The following is a 25,137-nucleotide window of genomic DNA, read 5'->3' on the forward strand; positions in this document are numbered from 1 at the left end:
GTTTTCAGAATTGACACCGATTCTAATGTAAGAATACTCACGGAACGATGAACGTGTTTTCAGAAAAAATCTCAAGACGCAAACTCTTCGGATTTGGTTTCGGAGGTTTATTAAGCGTCGGCATCGGATCGCTACTTTGCCAAAGATCGTATTCCGGCAATGTTCCGAAGACCATATTCTTTTCCGAATCCGAAGCTCAGTTTTTACACGCGTATGCTCAGACCCTTTTACCTCCTGAAAAAGGATTTCCCGATATAGAAAAGGCGGAAGTTGTTAAGCGCCTGGATGAAGAATTCTTTTTCGTGGACTCCGGCATCACCGATGATTTCAAATCTCTGATTCTTATCCTAGAATACCTCCCTCTCGTTAGCGGATATTGGAGTCGTTTTTCCAGATTAGGCGAAGAAGACAGATCGGAATTTTTACGTTCTCAGGAAACGACGAATTCCGATACTATTCGAGCAGCATTAGCAAATCTTAAAATGCCGATCTTCTTGATGTACTATGGACACGAGTCCACATTCAAATCGATTTCGTATGACGGACCTTTTGCCGATCCTCCTGAAAAACTAAGCGAATCCAGAATCTACTATAGAAAAATTTCGGGGGAAGCATGAGCGGTCGCGTTTACGAATGGAAGAATCTAGGCGATTCAAGAACCGTTAAAGCCGATGTTGTGATCGTTGGAACCGGTTGTGGCGGCGCGACTCTGGCCTACGAACTTTCCAAGAACGGAAAAAAAGTCGTCCTTATCGAAGAAGGCGGTTACTACCATACCGGGACTTTTGACAATCATGAACTCAACATGGCGGGAAAGGTTTCCGCAGAAAGAAATATGGCCACCGACGGTTCCGGAACCATCAATCTCGTATATGGAAAAAACGTGGGTGGCGCCTCGGTTCATTATTGGGCGGACAGTTACAGAACTCCGAACGATCGTTTAAATCTTTGGAAAGAAGAATACGGAGTTCACGGGCATTCCTCCGAAGACCTCGATCCTTATTGGAAAGAACTCGACGAAACTCTGAATGTACATCCTGCAAAAGAAGAATATCATAATAAAATGAATCAACTCGTTCGCAAAGCCTGCAAGTCCCTAGGTTGGGAAGGTAACCCGGTTCCACAGGCAAGAAAAAATTGCCAGAAGTCCGGTCACTGTATGCAAGGTTGTATGTTCGGTGCGAAACAAAGTCAGTTAGTCACCCACATTCCAAAAGCGATGTCCTTTGGCGCGGATATCTACGCGGACTGCAAAGCCGTTCGCTTGGAACTCAAAGGAGATAAGGTGGAATTTTTAGAAGCGGTGATGATCGACCGGCCTTCCGGAAAAGAATCGGGAATCACCCTAAAATTCGAAGCTCCCGTTTTTGCGATCGCCGCAGGCGGCTTCGGAAGTTCCACGTTCTTACTTCGAAACGGATGGAAAAATAAATTACCCGCGCTCGGCGAACACCTTGCAATCAATCCCTCCCCTTTCGTTCACGCAATCTACGACGAACCGATCATACAGTGGAGAAACATTCCCTCAGCGTTCGGTGTGGAAGAATTTCGTCTGGCTCGTTTTAAAGATGGGAAATATGTCGAAGGTGGTTTTTTGATCATGGCGAATCAGCTTCAACCCGGAAGTCTCGCCGCTCTGATTCCAGGGTTCGGAATCGAACATAGGGAGATCATGAAAATTCTTCCTCAACTCGGAGGAACCATTGGATGGATCGACGACGTTCCGTCCGAGTTAGGAAATATTTCCGTAAGTTCTTCCGGAAAAAGAACCGTAACGTATAACTACGGTAAGCTGACAAAAGCGTTTCTCAGAGATTGTATACGAAAACAAGTGCAACTGAACTTTAAAGCCGGCGCAAAATGGATCCTTCTTCCGGACCTCAAAAGGACAAAAATAGAATCGGAGAAAGAAATCGACAAAGTGGATCAAATCGAGTTGAGTCCGGCTTCTATGATGATGGCGGCGCCTCATCCCGCGGGCGGTTGTAGAATGGGACAGGATCCTTCCCGCTCCGTTGTCGACTGGAAACACCGAGTTCACGGGCTAAAGAATCTTTACGTCTCCGATTCAAGCGTATTTCCAACCGGAGTTTCAGTGGATCCAAGTTATACGATTATGGCATTCAGCAAACAAGCGGCCAAATTCATCCTAGAAGATTCTTTCGTATCCGCAAATTGACATAAAGAAATTTCTTTATCCTATCCTTTAAAGTAAGAATTCTAGAGTCCTTACTTCAAAGTAAGATCAATCTCGATTTAGAATATGGAAAAGAATAATTTCTTGCATTTGAAAACGGAAGACTTAGCATCTTGCTCCGTCGTTCGCAAAAAATCATGAAAAAATTTTACTTCAGAAAAGGGAGCACGCTCCTACTTCTATCTTTTTATATTATAACGGGAAAATCCCACGAGCTTTCCTCCACGCCTATCAGGCAACAGGACCTGAGCCGTATCATCGAAAAGATCAGACAAAGTTCTAGAAATGCCATCGCTACGTTTAAGGGAATCGATTATAAGCGAGAATTGAAAATTACCGAGACGGACTCAAAGACCGGAAAACAAATCTCGATCTCGAAGGCAACGATACGAAGGGTGGAATATTACTATGAACGACCGGTCATCGTAGTCCTCGATTACGTTAAGAATGGAGAAAAACTTTCGCCCAAGGATTACGAACCCGAAAAATCATCGCCCACCTATCCGATATTTGACGATGAATCCGAAAATCATTATTCGGTTCAGATCAAAGGCCCCGTTCTTTTTAAGAATCGGGAAAGTTACGTTGTCGAGGTGACACCTCTTCAACTTTCGCCAAGGCACTTCAAAGGAAAAATCTACTATGATAAGAATTCTTTACACCCTTATTATATTGAGGGGACCACTTCCAAATGGAAATTCGGAGTTAAAGACTTATATTTTAAAATCAACATGGAGCTGACTCAGGATAAAGTTGCGATCGTAAGATCAGGAGACGTGTTCGTAAAAACGCATATTCCGCTTTTGAGCCCTGAAAAAGATATTCATATTCGATTGGAGACGATAGAAGCGGTTCCAATCCGAAAATAATATCATAAAATCCGAATACACAAAAGGTTACTCGGTAGAATCCGAATGCTCCTTGACTGAATTTATAATCAAAATAAGATCGAGAACGCAGATGGAATCTTTCGGAAAACCCTTTTTAATTCTCGGAGCCTTATTTTTATTGCTCGGAATCTTTTTTCTCTATGGGAATAAATTTCCTTTTTTAAACGAACTGGGAAAACTTCCCGGCGACATTCGAATCGAAAAAGAAAACTTCAAATTCTATTTCCCGCTCACTACTTCGATTTTAATCAGCGTCTTGATTTCTATCGTCCTTTTTTTGATACAAAAGTTCAGAAACGGTTCGCCATGAGAAAAGAATTTCGTTTTAGCTCGCGGTTTTCTTTTCAAGACGGTGAAAACGAATTTGCTGAAATTCTTTCCGAATACAAAAAAAAGAACATCGCCTATATCGACTTAACCACATCCAATCCCACAAAAGCCGGATTTCAATACCCTTCCGAAGCGATTCGCCATAGTTTTCAGACGAGTGACTTAATCACATACAATCCCGATCCTCAAGGAAGTGAAAAGGCCCGTAAAATCATTTGCGACTATTACGGATCCAAAGGATTGGAAATCGACGTAAATGACCTTTTTTTGGTTTCCTCTTCTTCCGAGGCCTACTCTTATTTATTCAAGCTTTTTTGCGACGCGGGCGATTCGATTTTAATTCCCGCTCCCGGATATCCTTTATTTGAATTTCTTTCAGTAATGGAAGGACTCCGGACAATTTCCTATTGTACAAAAAAGGAAAACTTTTGGAACTTGAAATCTACGGATTTGGACCGGAAAGACCTCGCCAAAAGCAAATTACTTTTGATCGTAAGTCCGAACAACCCAACCGGATCCGTATTCAGTCGTTCCGATTTTGAATCGATCAAAGATATATTAATAGAATATAATATTCCTTTGATCATCGACGAAGTTTTTTCAGACTTCGTTTATGCCGGACAGACTCATTCCACATTAATCGATTTTGATACGCCCGTAATCACCGTAAACGGTTTGTCTAAAATCCTCGGAATGCCTGGGATGAAACTTTCTTGGATTCTACTCAGCGGCCCAAACGACTGGAAAAAGAAAACAAAGGAATTTCTGGAATTGATTTCGGATACTTATCTTTCCGTGAATACTCCGGTTCAAAACGTACTTTCGGATCTGATGCAATGGAGGACGATGATCCAGACTCAGATTTTAAAACGAATTCAAAGAAATCGAACCGCATTCATGCAAATTTTTTCCGAAACCGACATATCGCGAAAAATCGTCTACGATCCTCCAAAAGCAGGCTGGTATTGTACTTTAGAAAGTAAGGATTTTTTTCCGGAGGAAAAATTCTCACTTCGTTTATTAAAAGAAAAAAAGGTGTATGTTCATCCGGGCGAAATGTTCGGTTTTCCGAACTCGGAAGACACAGGCAGAATCGTCTTAAGCCTTTTAGCGGAAACCGAATCCTTTGAATCCGGTATCGGAAGAATTTTAGATTTTGTGAAAGAAGCCTAACTTCAAGAGTAAAAGGTAATTCGGTAAGGAAGAATTCTTCGAGCGATTTTTTCCTATCAAAAAATTCGAAAATCTATTCGAGACTCCAGTCTTTCGGTTTCGTGATTCCGAGTTTAACGAAGTCCCTTAAAAATCCTCTGTATCTTCCCACTGTCTCAATTTTGTTAAACGAAGCAGGATTGAAGATCCCTCTTTTTCGAAACAATTTGGAAGGATCCTCTTTGATATCCGACCAAGTACCTACTTCGAGGGTGAGAGGTAAAAATTTCGAATTCCAAGGAGATTTGTCTTTATGATATTCGAGATAATGGTCGTAGAATTTATCCCAAAGATCTCCGTGAGTGGTATAAGTTTCACTCTGAGGGCCGTACTGAAAATGGATATGACCGCAGTGATTTTTAAGATGATCTCCGATCTTCCGATACAAAGGTGTATCGGGACAAGGACTCTTTGTATAAGCATAAGGCCACCAAACGTTATCGATCGTTCCAAAACCGGAATGTAAATCGAGTACCGGAATCATTGCATCTTTTATGTCAAAAAAAGATTCTTGAACCAATCGGAATAAAGCTCTCGATTCCGGTTCCAATCCTTGTCCGCGGAAATAAGGAAGTCGTTTGGAAATTTTTTGACCTCCGAAAAAAGGCAGAGCTTTTACTGCGTCTATTCCGGAGTTTCTCATAAGATCTACACCTGCCGGATTTGATCTTTGTTTTAAAACGACACCACCCGGATTTACGATCGGCAAAATTACGATTCCTAATTTTCCTTTTTTTAATTCAGGAAGATAACCGGTCGAATCGGGATGTAAGATATACTCTAAAAAATCGAGTAAGATAAGAATCCCGATGGTTTCCAAGCCGTGAACGCCGGCTACGATTCCAACAGGATGTTCTCTGAGTCCTTTTTCCGTGCCTAGCCGAAGCGCATGAATCGGAAATCTAAAACCCTCTTCCGTTTTTCTCGAAAATCCGATCTGACTCAAATTAGCGAGTTTGCCGCCCAACTTTAAAATTTTGAGAAGTTTCTTATCGTATCGATTGAGTCTTTTATATCCGCCTAACATAGATTTATCGTTTAGATTGAATCGCCTGTAGTTCGTTACAATCCGTCGAAAGTTTCAACACACCGCCTTGAATCTTTTCACAAGATTCATGCGCGACAATTTGAAAACAACCTCGAACCGACTTTTTGATCTTCTCGGGATCTTCATTCGCAAGGAGATATGCGTTGGATTTACGAAATTTTTCGGCGCAGTTCGCAGGATTTAGCCTTTCTTGAATCAAACTTTTAGTAGAATCCTTTAAATCCTTAGAGACAACTTCCGAGCAATTCGCAAGTTTTTGACAATAAGAAGAAAGTAATTCCGAAGATTCTTCTCTCCATTTCTCGTCCACGATCCCGTTCGGTAAGGAATTCTTTTTACATAAAGCAAAGTTAACAAGAAAGAAAATCCCAAAAAGGCTAAATAAAAAACTTCCGTATTTTTGTTTCATAGTTTCTCGATCAGTGTTCGGATTTTTTACGAATAAATATTTCAACTCTTTCCCCCGAAGCCTTTCCTTCCGGAGTGGACGAAGAATTCTCGATAGCCTTGTAGGCGCTGGACGCTTCGATCGAAATTCTATCTTTGGGAATTTTATAATTCTTTGATAGGGAATCTGCGATCAACTCAGCTCTGTATGAGTTGTATTCCCAAACGTTTCGAAAACCTTTTTGTGCAGCCTCGTTGCCGTACGGGATTTGCACCTTTAATGTGATATCGACGTCCATTGCACTCGATAGTTCCGAGATTTTTTGAAAAGCAAAAGTCATATCCTCGTCCGGCTGAAACTGACCTTCGCCTAAAGAGGATCCGAAAAGGACTATCTTGATCTCTTCGGTTTCTTGAATTCCTATATTCAGTTTTGCTTTTTCTTTTAGCTTTTTCAAAGCATAACTGACTCGTTCCCAAAAACGATAGAGCTGAGTTCGAGGTTGCAGCAAAGGATCTTCTTCGATCGAAACCGCACTCCCTTGAAAAAAAGATTCTCCCAAACCGAAACCGCCTCGAATCACATCGGCGACCTGTTTGAGTTTTACCTGATCGACCTGGGAAATGGAATACATAATGATAAACAAACCTAAGAGCAAGGTGATCATGTCGGCGTAGGTCAATAGCCAACGTTCCCGGTTTTCGTGAGACTCGTCCTTACGACGACCTCTTTCGAGAAGTTGTCTTCGAAGACGACTCATGCTTCTTTCCGACGATTCCCGAGCAAAGATTCTATGTATTCGGTTTCTCTCTTTTCCACTTCTTCGTAAAAAGAATTAAAGATGTTCGCTGAAACCGGCAATGTCGCGTTATACGCTTCTTCGACGCTTTGGAAAAGTGCGGAAACTCCGAGCATTCCCGCCATAAATCGGGCGGGGCGAATCAAATACGCGCTGATCGGTTTGTGCGCTAATTCGTAAAAAACTTTCAAGTTGCGAAGAACGATTTCAAGCTGTCTGATTCTTTCCTTATAATGACCCATCTGACCGTAATGAAGATCGTATTCTTCTCTCGTAAGACGTTTTCCGTCCCAACCTGCCTCCACCAGATGTTTTGCAAGAATGGTATCCATTTCTTCGGTAAGATTGTTTAGTTCGATGAGATATTCGATATTCTCTCTCGAACTTTCCTTCATCATACCTTTTACCTTTTGATATGTGTCCATCGCGAGTTGCAACCAGACATCTCTTCCATCCAAGTTGTAGATTTTCTCGAAAAAATATTCCACCATAGGAATCGTTTCTTCAAGATGAAAGTAGTTGGCGTAAAAGACTCGGAATCGTTCCACTTGAGCGCGAACGACTTCGGCTCTCGCCGCTTTTAATTTTTTACCTGCCAGATCGCTCATTCTTTTTTTGGAATCAACTCCAGTCTATAAGCGGAAAAACCCTGTTGATCGGTTTGTTTTTGAACCGAGCCGAATTGGTTCGGAAGATTGACAACGTCTCTTCCCATACGAGTGGAAGATCGAAAAAGTACGCTCGGAATTCCGTCCTTATCGGGCGTGATGGAAAAACGAATTCCATATTTATGATTTCTTCCCCATCCGTCTTTTGTAATCTCAACGAGAGGAACCGTTGCATTGATATACTTTCCCGCAGATGAAAAAACGCTCGAACCGGGAGAATAGATTCGTTGCCCTTCTTTCGTAGTATCGATGTTTATCTTTCCTCCATCCGGAAATGAAAGTGAAAGATACGTAGTTCCAGCATAAGAGCCCCGATTCTTAAACCAAAGAACTGCTTCTCCGGAAACTCCTTTTTTCCATTCCACGGGAGCTTCTAAAGAAAGGAGAGACGGAACCGCAACTCGCGGTATATCTGGGACCATTTCCCAGCCGTTGAAAATAAAATTTTGAGCATAACTTCGATTGGATGGAAAGATCGTTATGTTCTTTTCTGCTTTGTTGTAATCAAAATCGATTCGTTTTGTTTTAATTAAGAATTCGTGATCTTTCAAAGATAATAGACCGTCCAAAATCTTTTGACCTTTTCGAATACCGTAGGGAACCGAAAAAAGTCCGAGAGGAGGTTCTTCGCTTAACACTTCCAAAAAGAGAGAGTTGAATCCGTCGCCCGGAAGTTCTTCCATTAGAATTCTCTTAACTACAAAACCTGCTTCTTTTGTCTGAGGATTCTCTCCGTCGCCCGGAAGCCAAGAAAACTTCGACGCGTCATAGTGAAGCGGACCTATGTTCAAAAGGGAGAACGAGAATTTCCCGATCAAAGACCATTCGCCGCTTTTCTTCTTAAAAACCCCGAGAACTTCTTCGGTTCCATTTCGAACCAAAGCAAAGGATTCCAAATCCTGATCTTCGTCGAGGTTTCCCACCTTTTTTAAGACGACATCGGGATTCTTTTGTTCGGAAGGAGATAACAACAATTCTACGATTCGAGAATCCGAAGGAGTTTTTGAGGAACAACTCACTGCGATAAAAATCAAAATCAACGTTTGGAGAATTTTTTGAAAACGAAATACGACTGGATTCATGGTTCGATAACAGAATCCGGGAGGGAAAAAAGCCTGTCTATGATTTTCCGAGGCCTCTAATTTAGAGCGCGTTCCAAAATCCAACTTTACTCTATCGAAAAGATCAAGCTGCAAGGTTCCGTCCCCACCCGAGCGCCCATAGAAAGCGAGGCGTTAAGTTCTCTTAGGGAAAGGTTCTTATATCCAGAACCTCTTTCAAAATTCGAGAATTCACTCTTCCCGTAAACTCGTCTTCGTATCTTTCCAATTCCGTTACAAATTCCTGAGAAAAACCGGCCTCGATCCTAGTTTCGGGAAAGTAATGATATCCTTTCGCTCTTCGAGGTGTAAAAGGATATTCGATGAGAGAAAGATAGTGTTCCCATTCATTCTTAGAATCCGGCATTTGTTTTCGAATGTATTGATATCCTCTACGTACGTGTTTGATTTCGTCTTGGTATACTTTCTTCATGATCTCGGCCTTTTGTATATCGCCGAATCTTTCGAAAGCCATCGTATAAATTTTTGAAAAGTCTAGATTCGCGCCTTCGAAAGAAATTGCCATTACGGCGTAGAACTTCTCCAACGTTTGCATTCGCGGAATTTGTTTCCAAAAGATATAATTGAGAGGCCGATCCCCGAGCTCCATCCCTCCGTTTTTCATTTCGGAAAGATAAAGGCGAAGATGGTTCTGTTCCTCCAAAAGCGTTCGATACAAACTCCATCGAACTCTCGACGGAGCATCTTGAAATTTAAGAATCGCGTATGCAAAGAGTTCTATCGCCATCAACTCGTGATTGGCGAAATGATGAAGGGTCACGTATCGATTTTCATCCAGAAACAATTGTTCCAATCTCGGAATTTTGCTTTTGTGATCGCTGATCTGGATTTTTTTTTCGCGGATCGGAAGATTCGGTAAATCGGAAATTTCGAATGTTTGATTGTCTTCCGGCGGAATTGCGGGGGAGAATAATTTGTCTTCGAGGCCGGCGCCATAGAGCACCTGCTTTGCGAATTCGTTCAGAGTCATTTTTAAGCGGGGTGTTTGGAAGCGTCGAATCCGAGTTCGATGATAGAACCTTGAATGTTCTTCTCGTCCGGATTGAGGGAAATTTTTCCTTCTCCGCAGTGATACATGATTTTAAACGTATCCATCAACGACTGAATGATCTGCAATCCTCTTCCGATATTTCTATGAGGAACTTGCGATCCTTTCCACGGAAGAATTTCACATTTCTTTTCCTGGTGTTTTTGAACACAACTGATGTAGTCTTTGAGGTTCGAAGGTTCGGACGGAGTCGTAAGGGATTCTAATTTTTCTGCTTTGAGACCGGAGCCGTAGTCCATAATCCACAAAGTGAATTTACAATCTTGAATCACCCATCTACAGATGATCGTTTCATCCGAGCTAACTTTTACGTTAGCCGAAATCGAGTTTGTAAGCGCTTCGTCGGCGGCCAACTCGATCTGAGTAATATCTTTTTTGGCAAAAGAATTCTCTGAAAGAGAATCTCTCAGGGCGCTGCGAAGCTCTCGGATGCTGGTTAGATCCGTTGGGAGGAACATAACGTAAGAACCCCCGTGATGTTTAACCAGCAATGATTCGTCAGAATCTCTCATTTCCGTTCCCGGTACCCACTTTCCAGATTAACAGCCCAAAGCAGGCGATTTGAACAAAATATGCCGGTTTTTTTCAGGACGACAACGAAATTCCTGCTTCTCCGGCGGTTTTTTCAATTCTCTGGAGGAGTTTTTCCTTCCCCAAAAGCGGAAAAAGAATCGGCAACTCCAAACCAGCTGACTTTCCGGTGGTTGCGGCCCGGATCGGCATATAGAGAGTTTTTCCTTTCTGACCGGTTATTTCGCCGATCTTGGACATTGAGTTCTTATAGTCCTCATCGGTTTTCGGCTCTGAATTCTTCAGCATTGTATAGAATTCTTTCACTACTTTGGAACCATCGCCTTCTTTTAGGTAACCAGCCGCTTCTTCGGACTGAATCTTCAGGTCCGTAACGAAAAATTCCGCGATGTAATCCGGAGCCTGAGTCAGGTTGTCCAGATACACTCTAACAGATTCGACGATGGAAGTAAGTACAGGGTTACTTATATTTTTTACTTCTTCCGGAATATCTTTTCTATCTTTGAGAAACGGAAGGAGATTTTCTAATACTTTCGATATATCTAAATCTCGAATCGTTCGATTTGATAACCAATTGAGTTTAGATTTTGGATTCATCGCTTCGGCAATTTGAGAAAGATCGGAGAAGTTTGTGACCACTTCTTCGTCTCCGCCTTTCGGTTTTTTAAAGACGTCGAAGGTGGAAGGCGATTTCGAACAACGATGTACATCGAAGATTTTCTCCAACTCGTCGCTTGGAAGAAATTCCCTCCCATCGGGAGAAGTCCAACCGAGAAGAGCCATGTAATTCCGAAACGTTTCCGGTAAATATCCTAAATCACGAAACGCAAGAATGGAAGTTGCCCCCGCTCTTTTCGAAAGTTTTTTGCCGTCCATCCCGACGATCTCGGATGCGTGGGCGAATTCCGGAGTTTCATAACCCAGGGCTTCGTATAACAAAATCTGTCTTGGTGTGTTGGAGAGATGTCCGACTCCGCGGATCACGTGACTGATCTTCATAAGAGCGTCGTCCACAACGACCGCGTAATTGTAGGAAGGAAATCCGTCCGACTTTACGATGATAAAATCGCCGATCAATTTTGTTTCGAACTTTACCTTTCCTTGAATGATATCGTTGACGATCAGAGTTTTTGACGGAGTTTTAAATCGAATCGAATATGGAATTCCTTGTTTGATTTTTTCTTCCACTTCTTCGTCGGACATGTTTGCATGAAGACCGTCATAGACGTAAGGAACTCCCATCGCTTCGGCTTGTTTTTTCTTGGCTTCTAATTCTTCCTGAGTACAGAAACAACGATAGGCTTTTTTTTCTTTGAGAAGTTTATCAGTATATTCTTTATAGATGGAAATTCTTTCGCTTTGGATGTAAGGACCGAATTCTCCGCCGGCGCCCGGACCCTCGTCCCAGTGGATTCCCAACCATTGCAAAGATTCTAATATAATTTTAAAAGAATCCTCGGTGGAACGGTTTTGATCCGTGTCCTCGATTCTTAAAATAAACTTTCCGCCTTGGGACTTTGCGTATAAATAATTGAAGAGTGCGGTTCTCGCTCCTCCTACGTGTAAAAACCCGGTAGGCGAAGGCGCAAATCTGGTTCGGACTTCTCTGGTTTGATTCATGGGGATTGGCTTTTCTCGTTGGAAATTCTTATGATAGGATAATTTTTGAAATTAGCCGTTGTGGTAAATGGTTTATTTGTAGAGAGATCGTAAAATGAAACCGATTTTTTTTGTTCGTTCTTTCTCAGCGCAGGAAGATCCACATCGGATGGAAAATCCAAACAGTAATAGTCGACATAAAACTCTCCTTTTTTTAATGGAAGAATCGGAATCGTTCCCGTAAGTCCGATCGCAGGCGGGTATTCCAAAGATTCATAGTCGTAGTCCCTGGAAGAAGTGAGAGTTCCGTTCGCGGAGATGAATTCCGTCTGCATAATTCTTACCAAAATTCCTCGTAGACTGTGTTTCCATTTTAGAGTTCCGATTCCCGGGACCACTCTTGTCTCTTCGATTTCCCGAATTCCTCCTTCGTCTCCGATCAGAAATTCCTTTTTTACATTCTCCAGCGGTTCGATCTTCGACTGGGGGTTGAAAATCTCCGGTAAGGTTTTCGAATTCGATTTTTCGATTCTTTTGGAAATAAATTTCGGCGCAAATTCAAGTCTGTTTTTGTCGTTTGGATTTCTCTGAAAGTTTCCCTTCCATTCGGAAACATCCAAAACAATTCTTTCCGTTTGTTCGGTCTTTCCGGACAATTCCATATATTTTAGAATTCCTTGGACCATTTCGTCTTTCCCCGCTCGATTTCTTAGGAAGATATAACGAGCTTGAAAACTCGAGTTCTCGTAATACGGAGAAACAAACGGTCTCGAAACAAAATAAATCTGAGAGGAATACTGTTCCGAAAGACTTTTTGGACTTTCAAACCAATTCATCGGAAAACTTTTACAATGAAAAAAGAAGAGAGAAATTCCGAACAAAATGAAGACAAGGAACGAAAATGGAAAACGATTTGAAACCGGCAAAAAGAGCCTGAAAACTTTTTTCATCTACTTGTAGATCGTGCTTTTCGCAAAAACCGGCAAGGAAAAACCCAAAAATTAAACTTTCTTTACAAAAACGGGGGGTCAGATATGCAAATGTCCAAAAGTGAATTGCACCTTCTTTCACTGGAAAAACACCCTTATTAAATCCAGTCAACTTTTTACAGTTGACAGGATAGTCTTCTAGAATTTCGTTGGCCAAAACTGTATGAAGAATTCCAATCCACCAAAGCCGAAGGACGCGTTTCCAAAACGACCCTTTGAAGACCAGGTCAATGACGACCAGAGAAAATATTCGCGTTACGTTTGCGATTCCAGGGCGATTCCCCATGAAATCGACGGCCTGAAGCCCGTTCAGAGAAGAATTCTCTGGGCTATGTGGAATTCCGACGCGAGAAACCGTTATACAAAGACGGTAAAAGTTGCGGGTCTCGCGATGGGATATCACCCTCACGGGGATAGATCCATTCAAGATGCACTTTCTCAAATGGCTCAGGATTTTACTTTTGCCAACAACATTCCTCTCGTTTCCGGCGAAGGAACCTTCGGGGACGTTTTAGATCCGAGTGCGATCGCTTCTCCTCGTTACACGGAAGTAAAACTTTCCGACTTTGCAAAAGATTTGGGATTCTTTGAAAGTTTACCGGATATCGATTATGTTAAGAATTACGACGAAACCGAAGACGAGCCGATTCACTTTGTGGGAAAGGTTCCGATCGTTTTACTCAATAATATTCAAGGAATTGCAACCGGTTTTCGTTGTTTCATTCCGGCGCACAGACTCGCGGACATCGTCAAGTCTCAAGTCAATTATCTAAAAACCAAAAAGCCTCTTCCGTTAAAACCTTGGTATAGGGATTTCGGCGGCGAAGTCAGAATGGCCGAAACGGAAGCCGGAAATATTACGATGGCGACTTCTTTCGCTTTCAAATGGGAAGGAGACACTCTTTATCTTACCGATTCTCCGATGAACTGGAACCGTGAAAAAGTGGTTTCTCTGATCGATGATATTATCGAGAGAAAGGATTCCTGGTTAAAGGACTACGTCGACTACTCCAGCCAGACGTTTAGAATCGAACTTCAATATAAAAAGGGCGAAAAACCGACTCAAAAAGAAATTATGGCCCTCTTCAATAAGGAGGACGTTCAGACTCTTGCGATGAACGTGATTACTTATGACGGAAAGTTGAAAAACTTCAAACCGGAAGAAATCATAAAACGATTCTGCGATTTTAGAAAAACTCATTTGATCCGAAGATTCAAACGTCTCTCGGGATTGGAAGAGGAGAAAATCGAAAGGAACTCCGAATTGATCCGTTTTATCAAAGAGAAATGGAACGAAAAAGTGATCGGAATCAAATCCAAAAAGGACTTTGAAGAAAAACTCAAAGCCTCTAAATTTAAATATTTCGAATGGTTGTCCACAATTCCCGTCTATAGAATGACTATCGACGAGGTAAGAAAGTGTGAAGAAGCGATCGTAGAGGCAAAAACAGCTCTCTCACGTTATCAAGGTTTGGTAAAAGAGGACAAAAAGCTGACCGACTTCATGATCACCGAATTGGACGAACTCCAGACAAAATGGGATAAAGTATGAGCGCCGATAAAACAAAAGTAAAAGATAAATCATCCCAAGAAAGAAATTTTAAAAAACTCTCCAACGTGGAACACGTTCGGATGAGAACCGGAATGTGGCTGGGGCAAAACTCCTCTTCCACGTTCGAGCAACATTTTTTCCGCAAGAACAACGAAGGAAAATATGAAATCGTTCACGAAGAACTCGAAGACGTTCCCGCAAAATTAAAATGTCTCGACGAAGCTTGTATGAACGCGGTCGACGAATACCGTAAGAATCAGAAAGACAAAACCATTCCTGAAAAGGATAAAATGTCCAAGCTGATCATTCAACTTTCGTCGGACAGAAAGAGCGTAACGATTGCGGATAACGGAAGGGGAATTCCCGCCGCGAACGCGGAAGGAGTTTATCTCCACTTGATGTACGGAGAGAATTTCGACGATCACGTAAAACAGGATCACGTCGCCGGACAAAACGGAGTCGGTATCTCCCTCGTAAGAATGGTGTCCAGCTACTTCAAAGTAAAAACGGTAAACGGCGGAACCTCGTTTAAAAAACTTTTTACCGTTCACGACGACGTAAAAAAACAAATCCGTTCCTACAAACTTTCGAAAGACGAAACCGATCGTATCTTTCTTTATTTCGACGAACACGGAAAGTTCACCGATTGTCCTCTGCTCACAAAGGATCAAATCGAAAAATTAACCCCGCTCCTCAAAAAAACTAACATGCAGGAATTGATCGAAAAAGCTTCGAAAGAAGATCATGGAACTTCCGTGGAATTCGAACTCAATCCTAAGTATTTCAACAATCTGGATATTTCGTTTAACGTGGATTTGATGAAACAATATCTGCAAGATATCGCGATGACCAATCCCGGTTTGGAAGTTCAGTTTGTATTCAAAGGGAAAAAGGAAAAATTCAAGTTCAAAAAAGGACTCGATGAAATCTTTTCTCATTCCGATCTCGTTTACTACAAAATGGATTTCAACGCTCCGGGATCCGCGTCGCAACTTCACTTAGAAACTTATCTAGTAATCGGACAAAACAAAAACCTTGCCTGGGTGAATTCCATTTTCGCTCCACAAGGCGGATCCGCGATCGAATATCTTGAAAATAGAATCTGCGACGAAGTCCGGAAAAAAAGTCAGATCGTTGCATTAGAGAAAAAACTCAAAACGAGTTCCACAAGAAACGACGTAAGAAACTGTTTTCACATGTATGTGAACGCAAGGCTCCTCAATCCTCGTTTTAAATCCCAGGATAAATCCTATTTGATCAACGATCTAAACGAAGAGATTCGAAACGCGGTCGATAAACATCTTGAAAAGTTTATCAAAAAAACCGGGCTTTTGGAAGAGATCAAGCTGCAGATGGAAAAACGTACTCAGCTCAAGGCTTTTGAAGACGCACAAAAAGGTCTTAAAAAAGCGAGCCGAATGAACATTCCAAAACTTATGCCTCCGACCGGAAAGCCGGGCGATCCGGGGAGAGTTTTGTTTGTAGCTGAAGGGGATTCTGCAATCGCAGGTTTGCGTCCCGCGAGAAACCCGAAATTACATGGACTATTTCCTCTTCGAGGAAAGCCCCTCAACTGCAAAGGAATGAGCATTGCCAAGGCAATTGCAAATGAAGAATTAAAAAATATCGTTGCGATCGTCGGATTGCCGTTAGATCAGAAAGTAAAATCGATAGAAGAATTGAACTACGAAAAGATAAGTATCATCACCGATGCGGACTTCGACGGATACGCGATTCGTTCCTTGATGTTGTCTTTCTTTTATGAATACTGGCCTGAACTTTTTGAGTTGGGTTTTATTCATATCTCGAGCGCTCCGCTCTACGAAGTGGATGTAAAGTTCGGAGATAAAAAAAAGGAAACGATCTTCTGCATCGACGACAAAGACTACGACGATCTGATCAAACGTGTTGAAAAAAGCGGCGGAGAAATCACCCGTAAAAAAAGGAACAAAGGTCTCGGAGAAACCGGAAAAGAAGCCATGAAATTTGCGGTGGATGAGTGTATGACTAAGATCACCATCGGAAATAAAAAAGAAGCTTCTAAGATCCAGAACCTTTGGTTCCACAAAGACTTCGCAGAACAAAGAAGAGACGCGATTTCCGAATACGCGATGAGCGTGATCGAAGATTAATTTTTTCTTTCATTCCAATTTCCAAACGGCTCGACCAAAATAGTCGTTTGGAAATTCCGATTCCTCTCGAATCTCATTTCAATCATTCGTTTTTTATAACGGAAGAATTTCGAAATTCTTCCGTTACCTGATTTAGAAATTATCCCAAAACCTTTCGAGCTTCAACAGAAGAGAGAAACCTATTTTTACAAAAATGTAGGAACTCCAATCAGAATTTAAGAAAAATAAGGCAGTTAGAAAGTTCAAAGATCGCAAAAGGGACGTAATCTGTAGGAACTCCTGCTTTTTTATTACGAGCCTACCTGATGTTTATAAACGCGTTTTGAGATTTAAAGACAAGCTCTAAATTGATCAGAAAAAAACATCCATCCAAATCCTTCGCTGTGTGAAACGCGGCTCGTCTGTATTTTTGAAATTTTTCCGGTTGTTACGACAAACGGTTCCGTTCTGAAATTCTACTTGCAAAATCGCTTTGCTGCAAAAATTCGATTCTTTTAGAAGGTCGAATCCGTTTTAAAACCATCTGAAAAACAAAGAGATTTTTATTTTTACAGAAAATACGATTTTTAGAATATTCAAAAAACATTACTAATATTGATTCGTTTTAGATCCATGCAAAACCCCACGACCGAAAATTTCTAAAATTTTCCTGAGTTCCGCTTCGTCGTCAAACTTCTCATCCTTACTTAGAACAAATCGATAGATTAAATAAGAAATATTGATGCTATAGGAAGTTTTTACGAGTGTCTCCGGATCTATCTCTTTTCGAATCTCGCCTTTCTCTTGAAAATAACGAATCGCTTCCAAGGCGGGTGCGAAAAGATTCTCCTTCCAAACGGAACCGAAGTATTCCGCGAAACTCGAATCATGAAGAATCGCGGAAGCAAGAATCCGCACTTTGTGGTGATTCCCCTTTGCAGCTTGTATACGATTCCTCATGATCGAAAGATACCACTGTCCAAAGGAAATATTTCTTTCTTCTAAGAATTTCCTAAGTTCGGGTATTTGTTCGGCAAATGCGGTTTCATAGACGATGGAAGACAGGATTCTAAAATAAAGATCCTTTTTCGTTGGAAAGTATTTAAACAAGGTTCTTTCAGTTACCTTAGCTTCTTTCGCAATCTCCGAAGTTGTGGTTCCCTCGAATCCCCTTTCTCCAAAAAGTTTTTCTCCCGCCTGGAGAATGTCTTTTTCCTTCGCGCTTGCCGGATTGACGTATTTCCCGTATTCGTTTAGTAATTTTTTTCGATTCAGTTTCAAGTAGTACCCTACGCTCGATTCTTAAAATCGAACATGGAATGAAAGTAGAATTCCGAATCAGGGTGTACTTTTTTTTTCAATTTCCCTAAAAAAAGATTGTATAGTAAATGCTATATTTTATTTTTAATAAGTATAGTGATCACTATACTTGAGGTTTTATGAAAAACGTAGATTTGACGATTCCCGAAATTCTTCCCGTATCTTGGCTCAAAAAAGGAATCGAGACCGCCTCTTCAGGCGTGAGAACTCTTCCGGACGGAAGAGTTCAATTCTGGATACGACATTCTCCAGTAAAAGGGGTTACGCCGAAGATGCTCGTTTGGTGGTTTTCTCATCTGGAGGGAAAGATGGCATACGAAGGAGGAGAATTTGAAAAATATCGTGTCTGGCATCCGGAAGACCACGTTCACGCGAGTTATGAAAAAAGACTTCCCGACGGTTCGATCGGCCCCGGCGCTTCCATTCGTTTGGTGGAATATCTTGGAAGAAACAAAAAATATATCGTGAACATCGTGACGGATATCGAGAAGTTAAACGAAACAGGCTACATTCACAATCCGAAATTGGAAGGAAAATATAAAGTTGCAAGAATGGAATATACCTTTGCGCCTTCGGGAAACGATACGGTCTACGAAAACTGTTTGATTATAGGATGGAAAGGCTGGACTTGGAGAATCGTTCGTCCGCTCTTCTTAAAGTTCGTCTTTAACAAAGAAAGAGGATCGGCTTGGATCAAACACAACATCGAAGAAGTGGGACAATTTGAACGTTTTCTTCCTGAACTCTATCGAAAGGAAAACTCTCGGAGATCGGAACGAAGCGCCGTCTGATCGGAAACTCTTTTTTGAAAAGTCGTTCCGAATTCAAAAAGGGAGTAGAAAATTCTTAAGATATTTTTCTTACTCCCTTTGAAAGTGGAAGAGATTCGACTTTGTAAAATCCCGTTCTTAGATCTTTTTTAGACTTGATTGACCGCACGAATCGCGGAGGCAAGGGCGCCTTCCACCGTCCCGTTCAATTCTGCGGTATGTTCTCCGGCAAAGAAGATTCGGTCCATCGGCTTGAGTAGGGATATGATCGATCCGTAACTTCCCGGCGGGAAAGTAGCGATTCCGGAAGGAACGTATTTAGAATGAGAGGACTCGCTGCTTTGTATCCGAAGGACTTGCAGATCTTTTTTCTGACTCAAACGCTCCAATGCCAAACGGATGTATTCCACCTTCAACGCGTCCGTCGCTGTTGCCATCACGTCGTAACGATCTCCCGTTGAGATCATTCCCAAAACCTTATCTTCCGAATTCGATTTTGTTCCCGCATCGTAAAGAAAACCCGCGGCCGAATCCGAATACGCCGAAAAGTTTTCCCTTGTCCACGGCGCCTCTCTAAGCATTAGAAAAGTCTTATAGATTCTAGAATAACGGATTCTCAGCGCTGAAAGTTTTTTCTCCTTGTCCAATTCCGGATCCCATTGAATCGAAGTTAGTTGGTTTGCCGGAATCGTCGAAATACAAGCGCTTCCTTCGATTTTTTTTCCGGAAGAGGTAGTCACTGAAACTTTTCCTTCTCCCTGAGAAACGGATACGACCGGATCCGCAAAAATTGTTTCCGTGTTTTCCAAAGAAAAAACGAGAGCCTTTGCGAGAGCTTCCATTCCACCTTCGATTCTTGTGTTGTATTTCGGGAAGTTGATCAAATCGGACAAAACTTTCTGTGCGGAAAGCGAACGAAGCGAATCCCCATAATATAAAGAATATTTAAAATTCAAAATCGCGAGATCGTCCGGAGTCATTCCCTGATAGATCGAAAAATTATAAAAGCTGATCCGATCCAGTTCCTGTTGCTGCACGGAATTGATCTTTGAATTCATCTGAACGAGTTTATTTAGAATTTCCTGAGACTTTGGAGAAATTTCCCAAGTGCCCGCTTTCTGATAGGAACCGAAAAAAAGATCCGACTGGACTTCAAAATCCGCGGTTTTCAATCCCAATTCTCGAGCCAAACTTCTTGCGGTCTTATGTTCGGCCTGGATCCATTCGGCTCCGAGGTCCAAAAAATTTCCGCTCGAATCAGGGACAGTCCGGATTCTTCCTCCCAAACGATCCGTCGCTTCGATCAATTTTACCTTAATTCCGGTTTTTCCCAATAGATAAGCCGCGTAAAGCCCGGAAATTCCGCCTCCAAGGACGATCACCGTCTTTTGAGTCCCGGTAGTTCCCTGTGCAAGTAAATTCATCCCAGGAAGGCCGGAAATGCCCGCAGCGGTCAAAATTCCAAGTTTGATAAACTCTGATCTACTAATTTCCATTGTTAAGTCCGAATTGAATTCGGGAATTTGTTCCCACTCCTAATTTTCGGCAATTGAACTTCTTCCCAAGGAAAGATTTTGACTAAACGGTCGGAATTCCGCGAGAATTTCCGGTCCGGAAAATACCTTGCAAGAAAAGAGTCGGAATTTTCCTCTGTCCCTAAGCTTTCAGGGAGGAAGTTGGGTGTAATTCCCACGCTGACCCGCAACTGTGATTTCGATTTTCGAAAGTGAATCGATAAGCCAGATCTTCCCCGCGAACACCGTCCTCGAGGTAGGGACAGTTCGAAACTCGCCTACGCATTTTCATGCTTCCGCGATGGGGTCCCGAAAGACGAGAACGTCGGGGGACCCGAGTGGAAAATCTAACTTTTACAATCCATTCGTTTAGATCGGATTCTAATTTGAATTCATACGATTCTAAACTTAGAATCTTGTCTACCCCGACAAAAGACAACTTTTGTAGGAAACAACCATGAAACGAAACGTAATTTGGAACCTTTTAGTAACGGCCGTTCTTCTTTTTGGAACCGTAAACTGTTTTGAGACGAAGCAGGAAGAGAGCAACAACGATCAGATCGCAACCCTCTTAACCATTGTTAACGTCACGAATTTGCAAATCGCAGGGACTTGGAGCGCATACAACGGAACCGCGTCTTATGCAGGCGATGCGTTCAGTAGCGCCGGAACCGTTAAGACCGGAGAATATACTTTGACGAATTTTTCCTTCAAACAAGTAAGCGGCACTTCCACTTATGAAGGAACGATCCTCGAGTATGATAATACCAAACAGGTTATGTATGTCCAATTTACCGCACATCCATTCGGCGCCGCCGGAAAATTTTCCGCATACTATTGGAATTATTTCACCGACAATAAATTCTATCTCTGCGGCGATTTGACCGGCAATAAAACTACGTTAGACGCTATCAAAGCAAGCACTCAAGTAAACGACAAAACGAATATGAACACAGGTTGTTATACGAATAACACGTTCACACCTGGAACCGGATTTGTTTGGAATCGTTTCGAAGCAAAGTAAATTGAAGAATGAGATAAGTGGGCTGATTTTTTAATCCACTTATCTCGGTTAAACTTATGATAAACAAACAATTAAACGGAAAAAGGATCCTTGTTCTTTTTTTTATTCCTCTCTTTTTGTTTTTCGGATGTAAGGAAACTGAAAAAGAAGATTCGGATTCCATTGCGGCTCTTCTTTTCCTTGCACAGACTAACGCAAATAACACCTACCAAAATCCTTGTCGAAGCCGATCGGCAATCGATCAGGTTGGAATTTATAACGCCAAACAAATTGTAAGCGCTCCTGCCGATACCGGAACCGGGTTTCAGGATTCTTCCTGTGCTTCCGACGGAATCTTAGGACTTGGGAATTTTAACGGCTCCCTGGACGTCTTTACTTTGGATACGAACGGAGCGGGTGCGTCTCTAGTGCTTGGATGGAATGGAAAAAAAGTCCAAAATACGACGGGCAACGACTTTATCGTTTTTGAAAATCCGTTTCAACAGAATAACAATGCGACAAATGTTTTCTTAGAACCTGTAATCGTAGAAGTAGGAAACGACCTCACTAACTGGTGCGGATGGAATCCGAATTACACCGGCGGCGGTGCATTCTCCACAAATCCCGCAAACTGGCTTCGATTTGCCGGACTTCGTTATGTGGATTTCAATCAAGAAAAGAATTCGATGGATTCAGCGACACTTTTTACATCCGGCGGCGGCGACGGGTTTGATCTTCTCGATGCAAACTTTGGAGCTTCAGGCAACGGCTGCAACGGAGCCTTAACGGTAAATCTGCAAACCAACGGATTTCTTTACGTCAAACTTACTTCCGCAAAAGCGATTTTGACGACCCTGCCGATCCCGGGCGCGAATGAGAATCCGGACATAGACGGCGTAATCGGAAAACAACTCAGCCCTTAATTAGGAGAATCTAATGGAAAAAATCAATCTTGTCCTTCAAAAATGGAAAACCGCTTTTAACCAGAACGAAGGAGTCTCGACTTTAGCGGTGATTCTTGCCGGAATTTCCCGTTTCCTTCCGCATCCTTCCAACTTTACCTCGATCGGCGCCATGACGGTGTATTCCGGCGCTCGGGTCCAAGGTTGGAAATCATTTTTATTTCCGCTCTTTATTCTCCTTACCACGGATTATATTCTTTCTCGGATCCACGGTTTCGAAATGTTTTACGAAGGATTTTTTCTCGTTTATTTTTCTTTGATGATAAACGTTTTTCTCGGAAAATTCTTTCTAAAGAATCAAACAAAACTAATATTCGTTTCCGGGATAGCGCTCCTCGCGAGCATACAATTTTTTATTATTTCTAATTTTTCCGTCTGGGCCTTTTCTTCTTTTTACGCGAAAACCTGGGACGGATTATTGACTTGTTATTTAGCTGCAATTCCTTATTTCGCAGGCACATTGTTAGGTGATTTGCTTTACACTTCCGTATTGTTCGGTATTTTAGACCGGGTGGAATTAAAGATAAAGGGAAGAATTTCGATTCCTGAAAACCTAACAAAAAAGGAACTCTCTGTTTGAATTTAAACGAGCTACACTCCAGAATACAAAGTAAAATCGATCTAAAAACAAAACCTCCCGGTTCCTTGGGAATCTTAGAATCACTTGCGCTTCAGATCGGGTTGATTCAAAATACCGATTCTCCGGAACTAAAAGAGCCGCATCTTTTGGTTTTTGCCGGAGACCACGGCCTTGCGAATTCCGGGGTAAGCGCGTATCCAAAAGAAGTTACCTATCAAATGGTATTCAATTTTCTGAATGGAGGCGCCGCGATCAACGCCTTCTGCAAACAGAATTCGATTCGCCTGAAAGTGATCGATGCCGGCGTTGACTTTTCTTTTCCTCACGATTCGGTCTCTAAAAATTCGGATTTTATCAGTGCCAAAGTCGGTTTTGGAACTAAAAACATTTTGATGGAACCGGCGATGACCGAAGAAGAGTGCAAACAAGCGATTGAAAGAGGAGCTTGGGTGTCTACCGAGTCTGTATCCAAAAATTGTAATGTAATCGGATTCGGTGAAATGGGAATCGGAAACACTTCTTCGGCGAGTTTGATCACGGCCGCCGTTTTAGAAAAGGATCTCAAAGAAGTTACAGGACGAGGAACCGGCTTAAACGATCAAGGTTATCAAAAGAAAATCGTTATTTTAGAGGAATGTCTTTGCAAATATAAGGCGGACCTAAAAACTCCTTCCGATATCCTTCGAATTTTCGGCGGATTTGAAATCGCAATGATCGTAGGCGCTATGATCGACTCCGTAAAAAAGGGAAGGATCATTCTGATCGACGGATTTATTGCGAGTGCGGCTTTTTTAATCGCACAAAGAATGGAACCTTCCATAATCAAAAATGCGGTCTTCTGTCACAAATCGGTAGAACCCGGCCACGTTTATATATTAGAAGAATGGAATGCAAAACCCCTTCTGGATTTGGGGCTCAGGCTCGGAGAAGGAACCGGTTGTGCGATCGCGTATCCGATTCTACTTTCCTCGATCACTTTTTTGAAAGAGATGGCTTCCTTTGAATCGGCCAAGGTAAACCAAAAAAATTGATCTTTTCTTTTTTAAGGGAAGAATGGAATCGTTTTTGCGCCTCGTGGATGTTTAACACGAGGCTTCCCGTTCCTCCCTTCTACGTCTATTCGGAAGACTCCCTATCGCGCTCGTCCAGATACTTTCCTTTTATGGGCTGGATCGTTTCCGCAGGAGCGTCTTTTGCGAGTTATGGTTTGGCGCAAATTCTCCCTATCGAAATCGCGATTCTTTTAGGAATGATCGTAAGCGTTTTGATCACCGGAGGTTTTCACGAAGACGGTCTCGCGGACGTCTGCGACGCGTTTGGCGGAGGATGGAGCAAAGAAAAAATTTTAGACATTATGAAAGACAGTCGAATCGGAACCTTCGGTTCGATCGGTTTGATTCTATCCTTAGGATTAAAGTTTTTTCTCCTCGTTCAATTATTCAAACTTTCATCTTTAATTTTTCTATTTACCTCCTGGTTCGCGCACGCGGCGAGCAGATGGTCCGCATTAGTTTTGATGATGTTGATCCCGTATGCAAGGGATAACGATCTTTCCAAGTCAAAGCCGATCGTTAAAAAATTATTCGTTTCGGACTTTATAATTTCCACTTTTTTCGGATGTTTTCCGGCGTTCTTTTTCGCTCGGAAATATCCGGATCAAATCCTGCATATTCTTCTCGGTTTTGGATTTGTGTTTCTTATGATAACTTATCTAAGATACTATTTTAAAAAATGGATCGAAGGTTTTACCGGAGATTGTCTCGGATTTACTCAACAAGTAACCGAGTTACTTTTTTATCTTGGAATATTAACTTCTTGGAACTCTTTTTAATACGACATTCAACTCCGAACGTTGCAAAGGGAACGTGTTACGGAAGAACCGATCTCCCTCTCGTTTCCGATTTCCAAACAGAATTTGAAAAAATATTTTCCAAATTAAAAGACCCGTTGAACCGACTCTATTCGAGTCCGAGCAGACGTTGCAAAGAATTAGCCGAGTTTTTATCCAAGGATTCGAATGGAATCTTAGAATTTTCCGATCTGCTTTTGGAACTGAACTTCGGGTCCTGGGAAGGAAAACTCTGGACGGAAATTCCGCAAACCGAATCCGAATATTGGATGAACGACTTCGTAAACCAAAGGACTCCGAACGGAGAAAGTTATCTCGATCTTTCAAAACGAATTTCAGTTTTTTTAGAAGCGATACTTGCTACCTCTCCTTTGAACTCAAAAATCGGAATCGTAACACACGCGGGGGCGATTCGATCGTTTTTATGCAAACTAGCTTCTATTCCATTAGAAAGCGGATTTCGGTTCGACTTGGATTACGGCTCCGTCAGCAAGATTTCCATCGAGAAAAATGGGACAGAATTTTTTTCCAAAGTTGTCTATTGGAATCGTTAATAGAATTTTTCGAATAAATAGAGTTTCGATTTTAGAATTCATTTTTTACTAAAGAAGTTTCTTTTTTTTACAAATCCGGATTCTACCCTCGATAGATTTTTT

The 25,137-nt window shown here is 41.9% G+C and carries 25 protein-coding genes; 14 read left to right on the top strand and 11 right to left on the bottom strand.

Going from position 1 to position 25,137, the window contains the following annotated elements:
- Positions 1 to 47: 47 nt before the first annotated feature.
- From JWG44_RS00665 to JWG44_RS00685, 5 genes are all read left to right on the top strand, one after another.
- Positions 48 to 617: a hypothetical protein gene (locus JWG44_RS00665; protein ID WP_205273041.1), complete on the top strand. Its 570-nt coding sequence runs from the start codon at positions 48 to 50 to the stop codon at positions 615 to 617.
- Positions 614 to 2,179: an FAD-dependent oxidoreductase gene (locus JWG44_RS00670; RefSeq protein WP_205273042.1), complete on the top strand. Its 1,566-nt coding sequence runs from the start codon at positions 614 to 616 to the stop codon at positions 2,177 to 2,179. The genes JWG44_RS00665 and JWG44_RS00670 overlap by 4 nt, the downstream gene beginning before the upstream one ends.
- Positions 2,180 to 2,334: 155 nt before the next feature.
- Positions 2,335 to 3,066, top strand: a complete 732-nt coding sequence (locus JWG44_RS00675) for a hypothetical protein (RefSeq protein ID WP_205273043.1) — start codon at positions 2,335 to 2,337, stop codon at positions 3,064 to 3,066.
- A gap of 91 nt (positions 3,067 to 3,157) precedes the next feature.
- Positions 3,158 to 3,397: a DUF2905 domain-containing protein gene (locus tag JWG44_RS00680; RefSeq protein ID WP_205273044.1), complete on the top strand. Its 240-nt coding sequence runs from the start codon at positions 3,158 to 3,160 to the stop codon at positions 3,395 to 3,397.
- On the top strand, positions 3,394 to 4,590 hold the full coding sequence (locus tag JWG44_RS00685) for a pyridoxal phosphate-dependent aminotransferase (protein ID WP_205273045.1): 1,197 nt from the start codon (positions 3,394 to 3,396) through the stop codon (positions 4,588 to 4,590). The genes JWG44_RS00680 and JWG44_RS00685 overlap by 4 nt, the downstream gene beginning before the upstream one ends.
- A 73-nt stretch (positions 4,591 to 4,663) precedes the next feature.
- On the opposite strand, the gene JWG44_RS00690 is transcribed toward JWG44_RS00685, so the two are convergent.
- From JWG44_RS00690 to JWG44_RS00730, 9 genes are all read right to left on the bottom strand, one after another.
- On the bottom strand, positions 4,664 to 5,656 hold the full coding sequence (locus tag JWG44_RS00690; RefSeq protein ID WP_205273046.1) for a M14 family zinc carboxypeptidase: 993 nt from the start codon (positions 5,654 to 5,656) through the stop codon (positions 4,664 to 4,666).
- A gap of 4 nt (positions 5,657 to 5,660) precedes the next feature.
- Positions 5,661 to 6,086 (bottom strand): LA_2478/LA_2722/LA_4182 family protein, encoded by a 426-nt coding sequence (locus JWG44_RS00695; RefSeq protein WP_205273047.1) that lies wholly within the window; start codon positions 6,084 to 6,086, stop codon positions 5,661 to 5,663.
- Between the two features lie 10 nt (positions 6,087 to 6,096).
- Complete coding sequence (locus JWG44_RS00700) at positions 6,097 to 6,825, bottom strand: OmpA/MotB family protein (RefSeq protein ID WP_205273048.1); 729 nt, start codon at positions 6,823 to 6,825, stop codon at positions 6,097 to 6,099.
- A complete protein-coding gene (locus JWG44_RS00705; protein ID WP_205273049.1) occupies positions 6,822 to 7,472 on the bottom strand; it encodes an FFLEELY motif protein in 651 nt (216 codons plus the stop codon). The genes JWG44_RS00700 and JWG44_RS00705 overlap by 4 nt, the downstream gene beginning before the upstream one ends.
- Complete coding sequence (locus JWG44_RS00710; protein ID WP_232371409.1) at positions 7,469 to 8,614, bottom strand: LIC13341 family surface-exposed protein; 1,146 nt, start codon at positions 8,612 to 8,614, stop codon at positions 7,469 to 7,471. The genes JWG44_RS00705 and JWG44_RS00710 overlap by 4 nt, the downstream gene beginning before the upstream one ends.
- A gap of 163 nt (positions 8,615 to 8,777) precedes the next feature.
- Positions 8,778 to 9,623 carry a DUF455 family protein gene (locus JWG44_RS00715; RefSeq protein WP_205273050.1) on the bottom strand — a complete coding sequence of 282 codons (846 nt, stop codon included), beginning with the start codon at positions 9,621 to 9,623 and terminating at the stop codon, positions 8,778 to 8,780.
- A gap of 2 nt (positions 9,624 to 9,625) precedes the next feature.
- The gene (locus JWG44_RS00720) at positions 9,626 to 10,213 is read right to left on the bottom strand and encodes an ATP-binding protein (protein WP_205273051.1); all 588 of its coding nucleotides are present in this window, start codon (positions 10,211 to 10,213) and stop codon (positions 9,626 to 9,628) included.
- A 73-nt stretch (positions 10,214 to 10,286) separates the two neighbouring features.
- Positions 10,287 to 11,852 carry a glutamate--tRNA ligase gene (gene gltX / locus JWG44_RS00725; RefSeq protein WP_205273052.1) on the bottom strand — a complete coding sequence of 522 codons (1,566 nt, stop codon included), beginning with the start codon at positions 11,850 to 11,852 and terminating at the stop codon, positions 10,287 to 10,289.
- On the bottom strand, positions 11,849 to 12,781 hold the full coding sequence (locus JWG44_RS00730) for an LIC_13346 family putative lipoprotein (RefSeq protein WP_205273053.1): 933 nt from the start codon (positions 12,779 to 12,781) through the stop codon (positions 11,849 to 11,851). The genes gltX and JWG44_RS00730 overlap by 4 nt, the downstream gene beginning before the upstream one ends.
- Before the next feature lie 202 nt (positions 12,782 to 12,983).
- On the opposite strand from JWG44_RS00730, the gene JWG44_RS00735 reads away from it, so the two are divergent.
- Both JWG44_RS00735 and JWG44_RS00740 read left to right on the top strand, forming a co-directional pair.
- On the top strand, positions 12,984 to 14,372 hold the full coding sequence (locus JWG44_RS00735; protein ID WP_205273054.1) for a DNA gyrase subunit A: 1,389 nt from the start codon (positions 12,984 to 12,986) through the stop codon (positions 14,370 to 14,372).
- Positions 14,369 to 16,504, top strand: coding sequence for a toprim domain-containing protein (locus JWG44_RS00740; RefSeq protein WP_205273055.1), 2,136 nt, complete (start codon positions 14,369 to 14,371; stop codon positions 16,502 to 16,504). The genes JWG44_RS00735 and JWG44_RS00740 overlap by 4 nt, the downstream gene beginning before the upstream one ends.
- Before the next feature lie 588 nt (positions 16,505 to 17,092).
- On the opposite strand, the gene JWG44_RS00745 is transcribed toward JWG44_RS00740, so the two are convergent.
- On the bottom strand, positions 17,093 to 17,764 hold the full coding sequence (locus JWG44_RS00745; protein WP_205273056.1) for a TetR/AcrR family transcriptional regulator: 672 nt from the start codon (positions 17,762 to 17,764) through the stop codon (positions 17,093 to 17,095).
- A gap of 158 nt (positions 17,765 to 17,922) precedes the next feature.
- Between JWG44_RS00745 and JWG44_RS00750 the strand changes: the two genes are divergently transcribed.
- A complete protein-coding gene (locus JWG44_RS00750; RefSeq protein ID WP_205273057.1) occupies positions 17,923 to 18,594 on the top strand; it encodes a DAPG hydrolase family protein in 672 nt (223 codons plus the stop codon).
- Positions 18,595 to 18,722: 128 nt separating this feature from the next.
- On the opposite strand, the gene JWG44_RS00755 is transcribed toward JWG44_RS00750, so the two are convergent.
- Positions 18,723 to 20,069 carry a flavin monoamine oxidase family protein gene (locus JWG44_RS00755; protein WP_205273058.1) on the bottom strand — a complete coding sequence of 449 codons (1,347 nt, stop codon included), beginning with the start codon at positions 20,067 to 20,069 and terminating at the stop codon, positions 18,723 to 18,725.
- Between the two features lie 475 nt (positions 20,070 to 20,544).
- On the opposite strand from JWG44_RS00755, the gene JWG44_RS00760 reads away from it, so the two are divergent.
- Genes JWG44_RS00760 through cobC form a run of 6 tightly spaced genes read left to right on the top strand, consistent with a single transcriptional unit; the run spans position 20,545 to position 25,035 of the window.
- Positions 20,545 to 21,111 carry an LIC13354 family exoprotein gene (locus tag JWG44_RS00760; RefSeq protein ID WP_205273059.1) on the top strand — a complete coding sequence of 189 codons (567 nt, stop codon included), beginning with the start codon at positions 20,545 to 20,547 and terminating at the stop codon, positions 21,109 to 21,111.
- Positions 21,112 to 21,167: 56 nt separating this feature from the next.
- Entirely contained in the window at positions 21,168 to 22,013 is an 846-nt protein-coding gene (locus JWG44_RS00765) for an LIC_13355 family lipoprotein (RefSeq protein WP_205273060.1), read from the top strand.
- Positions 22,014 to 22,026: 13 nt separating this feature from the next.
- The gene (locus JWG44_RS00770; RefSeq protein WP_205273061.1) at positions 22,027 to 22,632 is read left to right on the top strand and encodes a DUF6580 family putative transport protein; all 606 of its coding nucleotides are present in this window, start codon (positions 22,027 to 22,029) and stop codon (positions 22,630 to 22,632) included.
- Complete coding sequence (cobT, locus tag JWG44_RS00775; RefSeq protein WP_205273062.1) at positions 22,629 to 23,663, top strand: nicotinate-nucleotide--dimethylbenzimidazole phosphoribosyltransferase; 1,035 nt, start codon at positions 22,629 to 22,631, stop codon at positions 23,661 to 23,663. Before JWG44_RS00770 ends, cobT begins: the two co-directional genes overlap by 4 nt.
- A gap of 47 nt (positions 23,664 to 23,710) precedes the next feature.
- Positions 23,711 to 24,463, top strand: coding sequence for an adenosylcobinamide-GDP ribazoletransferase (locus JWG44_RS00780; protein ID WP_205273117.1), 753 nt, complete (start codon positions 23,711 to 23,713; stop codon positions 24,461 to 24,463).
- Positions 24,448 to 25,035, top strand: coding sequence for an alpha-ribazole phosphatase (gene cobC / locus JWG44_RS00785; protein WP_205273063.1), 588 nt, complete (start codon positions 24,448 to 24,450; stop codon positions 25,033 to 25,035). The genes JWG44_RS00780 and cobC overlap by 16 nt, the downstream gene beginning before the upstream one ends.
- The last annotated feature ends 102 nt before the right edge of the window (positions 25,036 to 25,137 follow it).

Source organism: Leptospira ainazelensis, from assembly GCF_016918785.1.
Taxonomy (GTDB): domain Bacteria; phylum Spirochaetota; class Leptospiria; order Leptospirales; family Leptospiraceae; genus Leptospira; species Leptospira ainazelensis.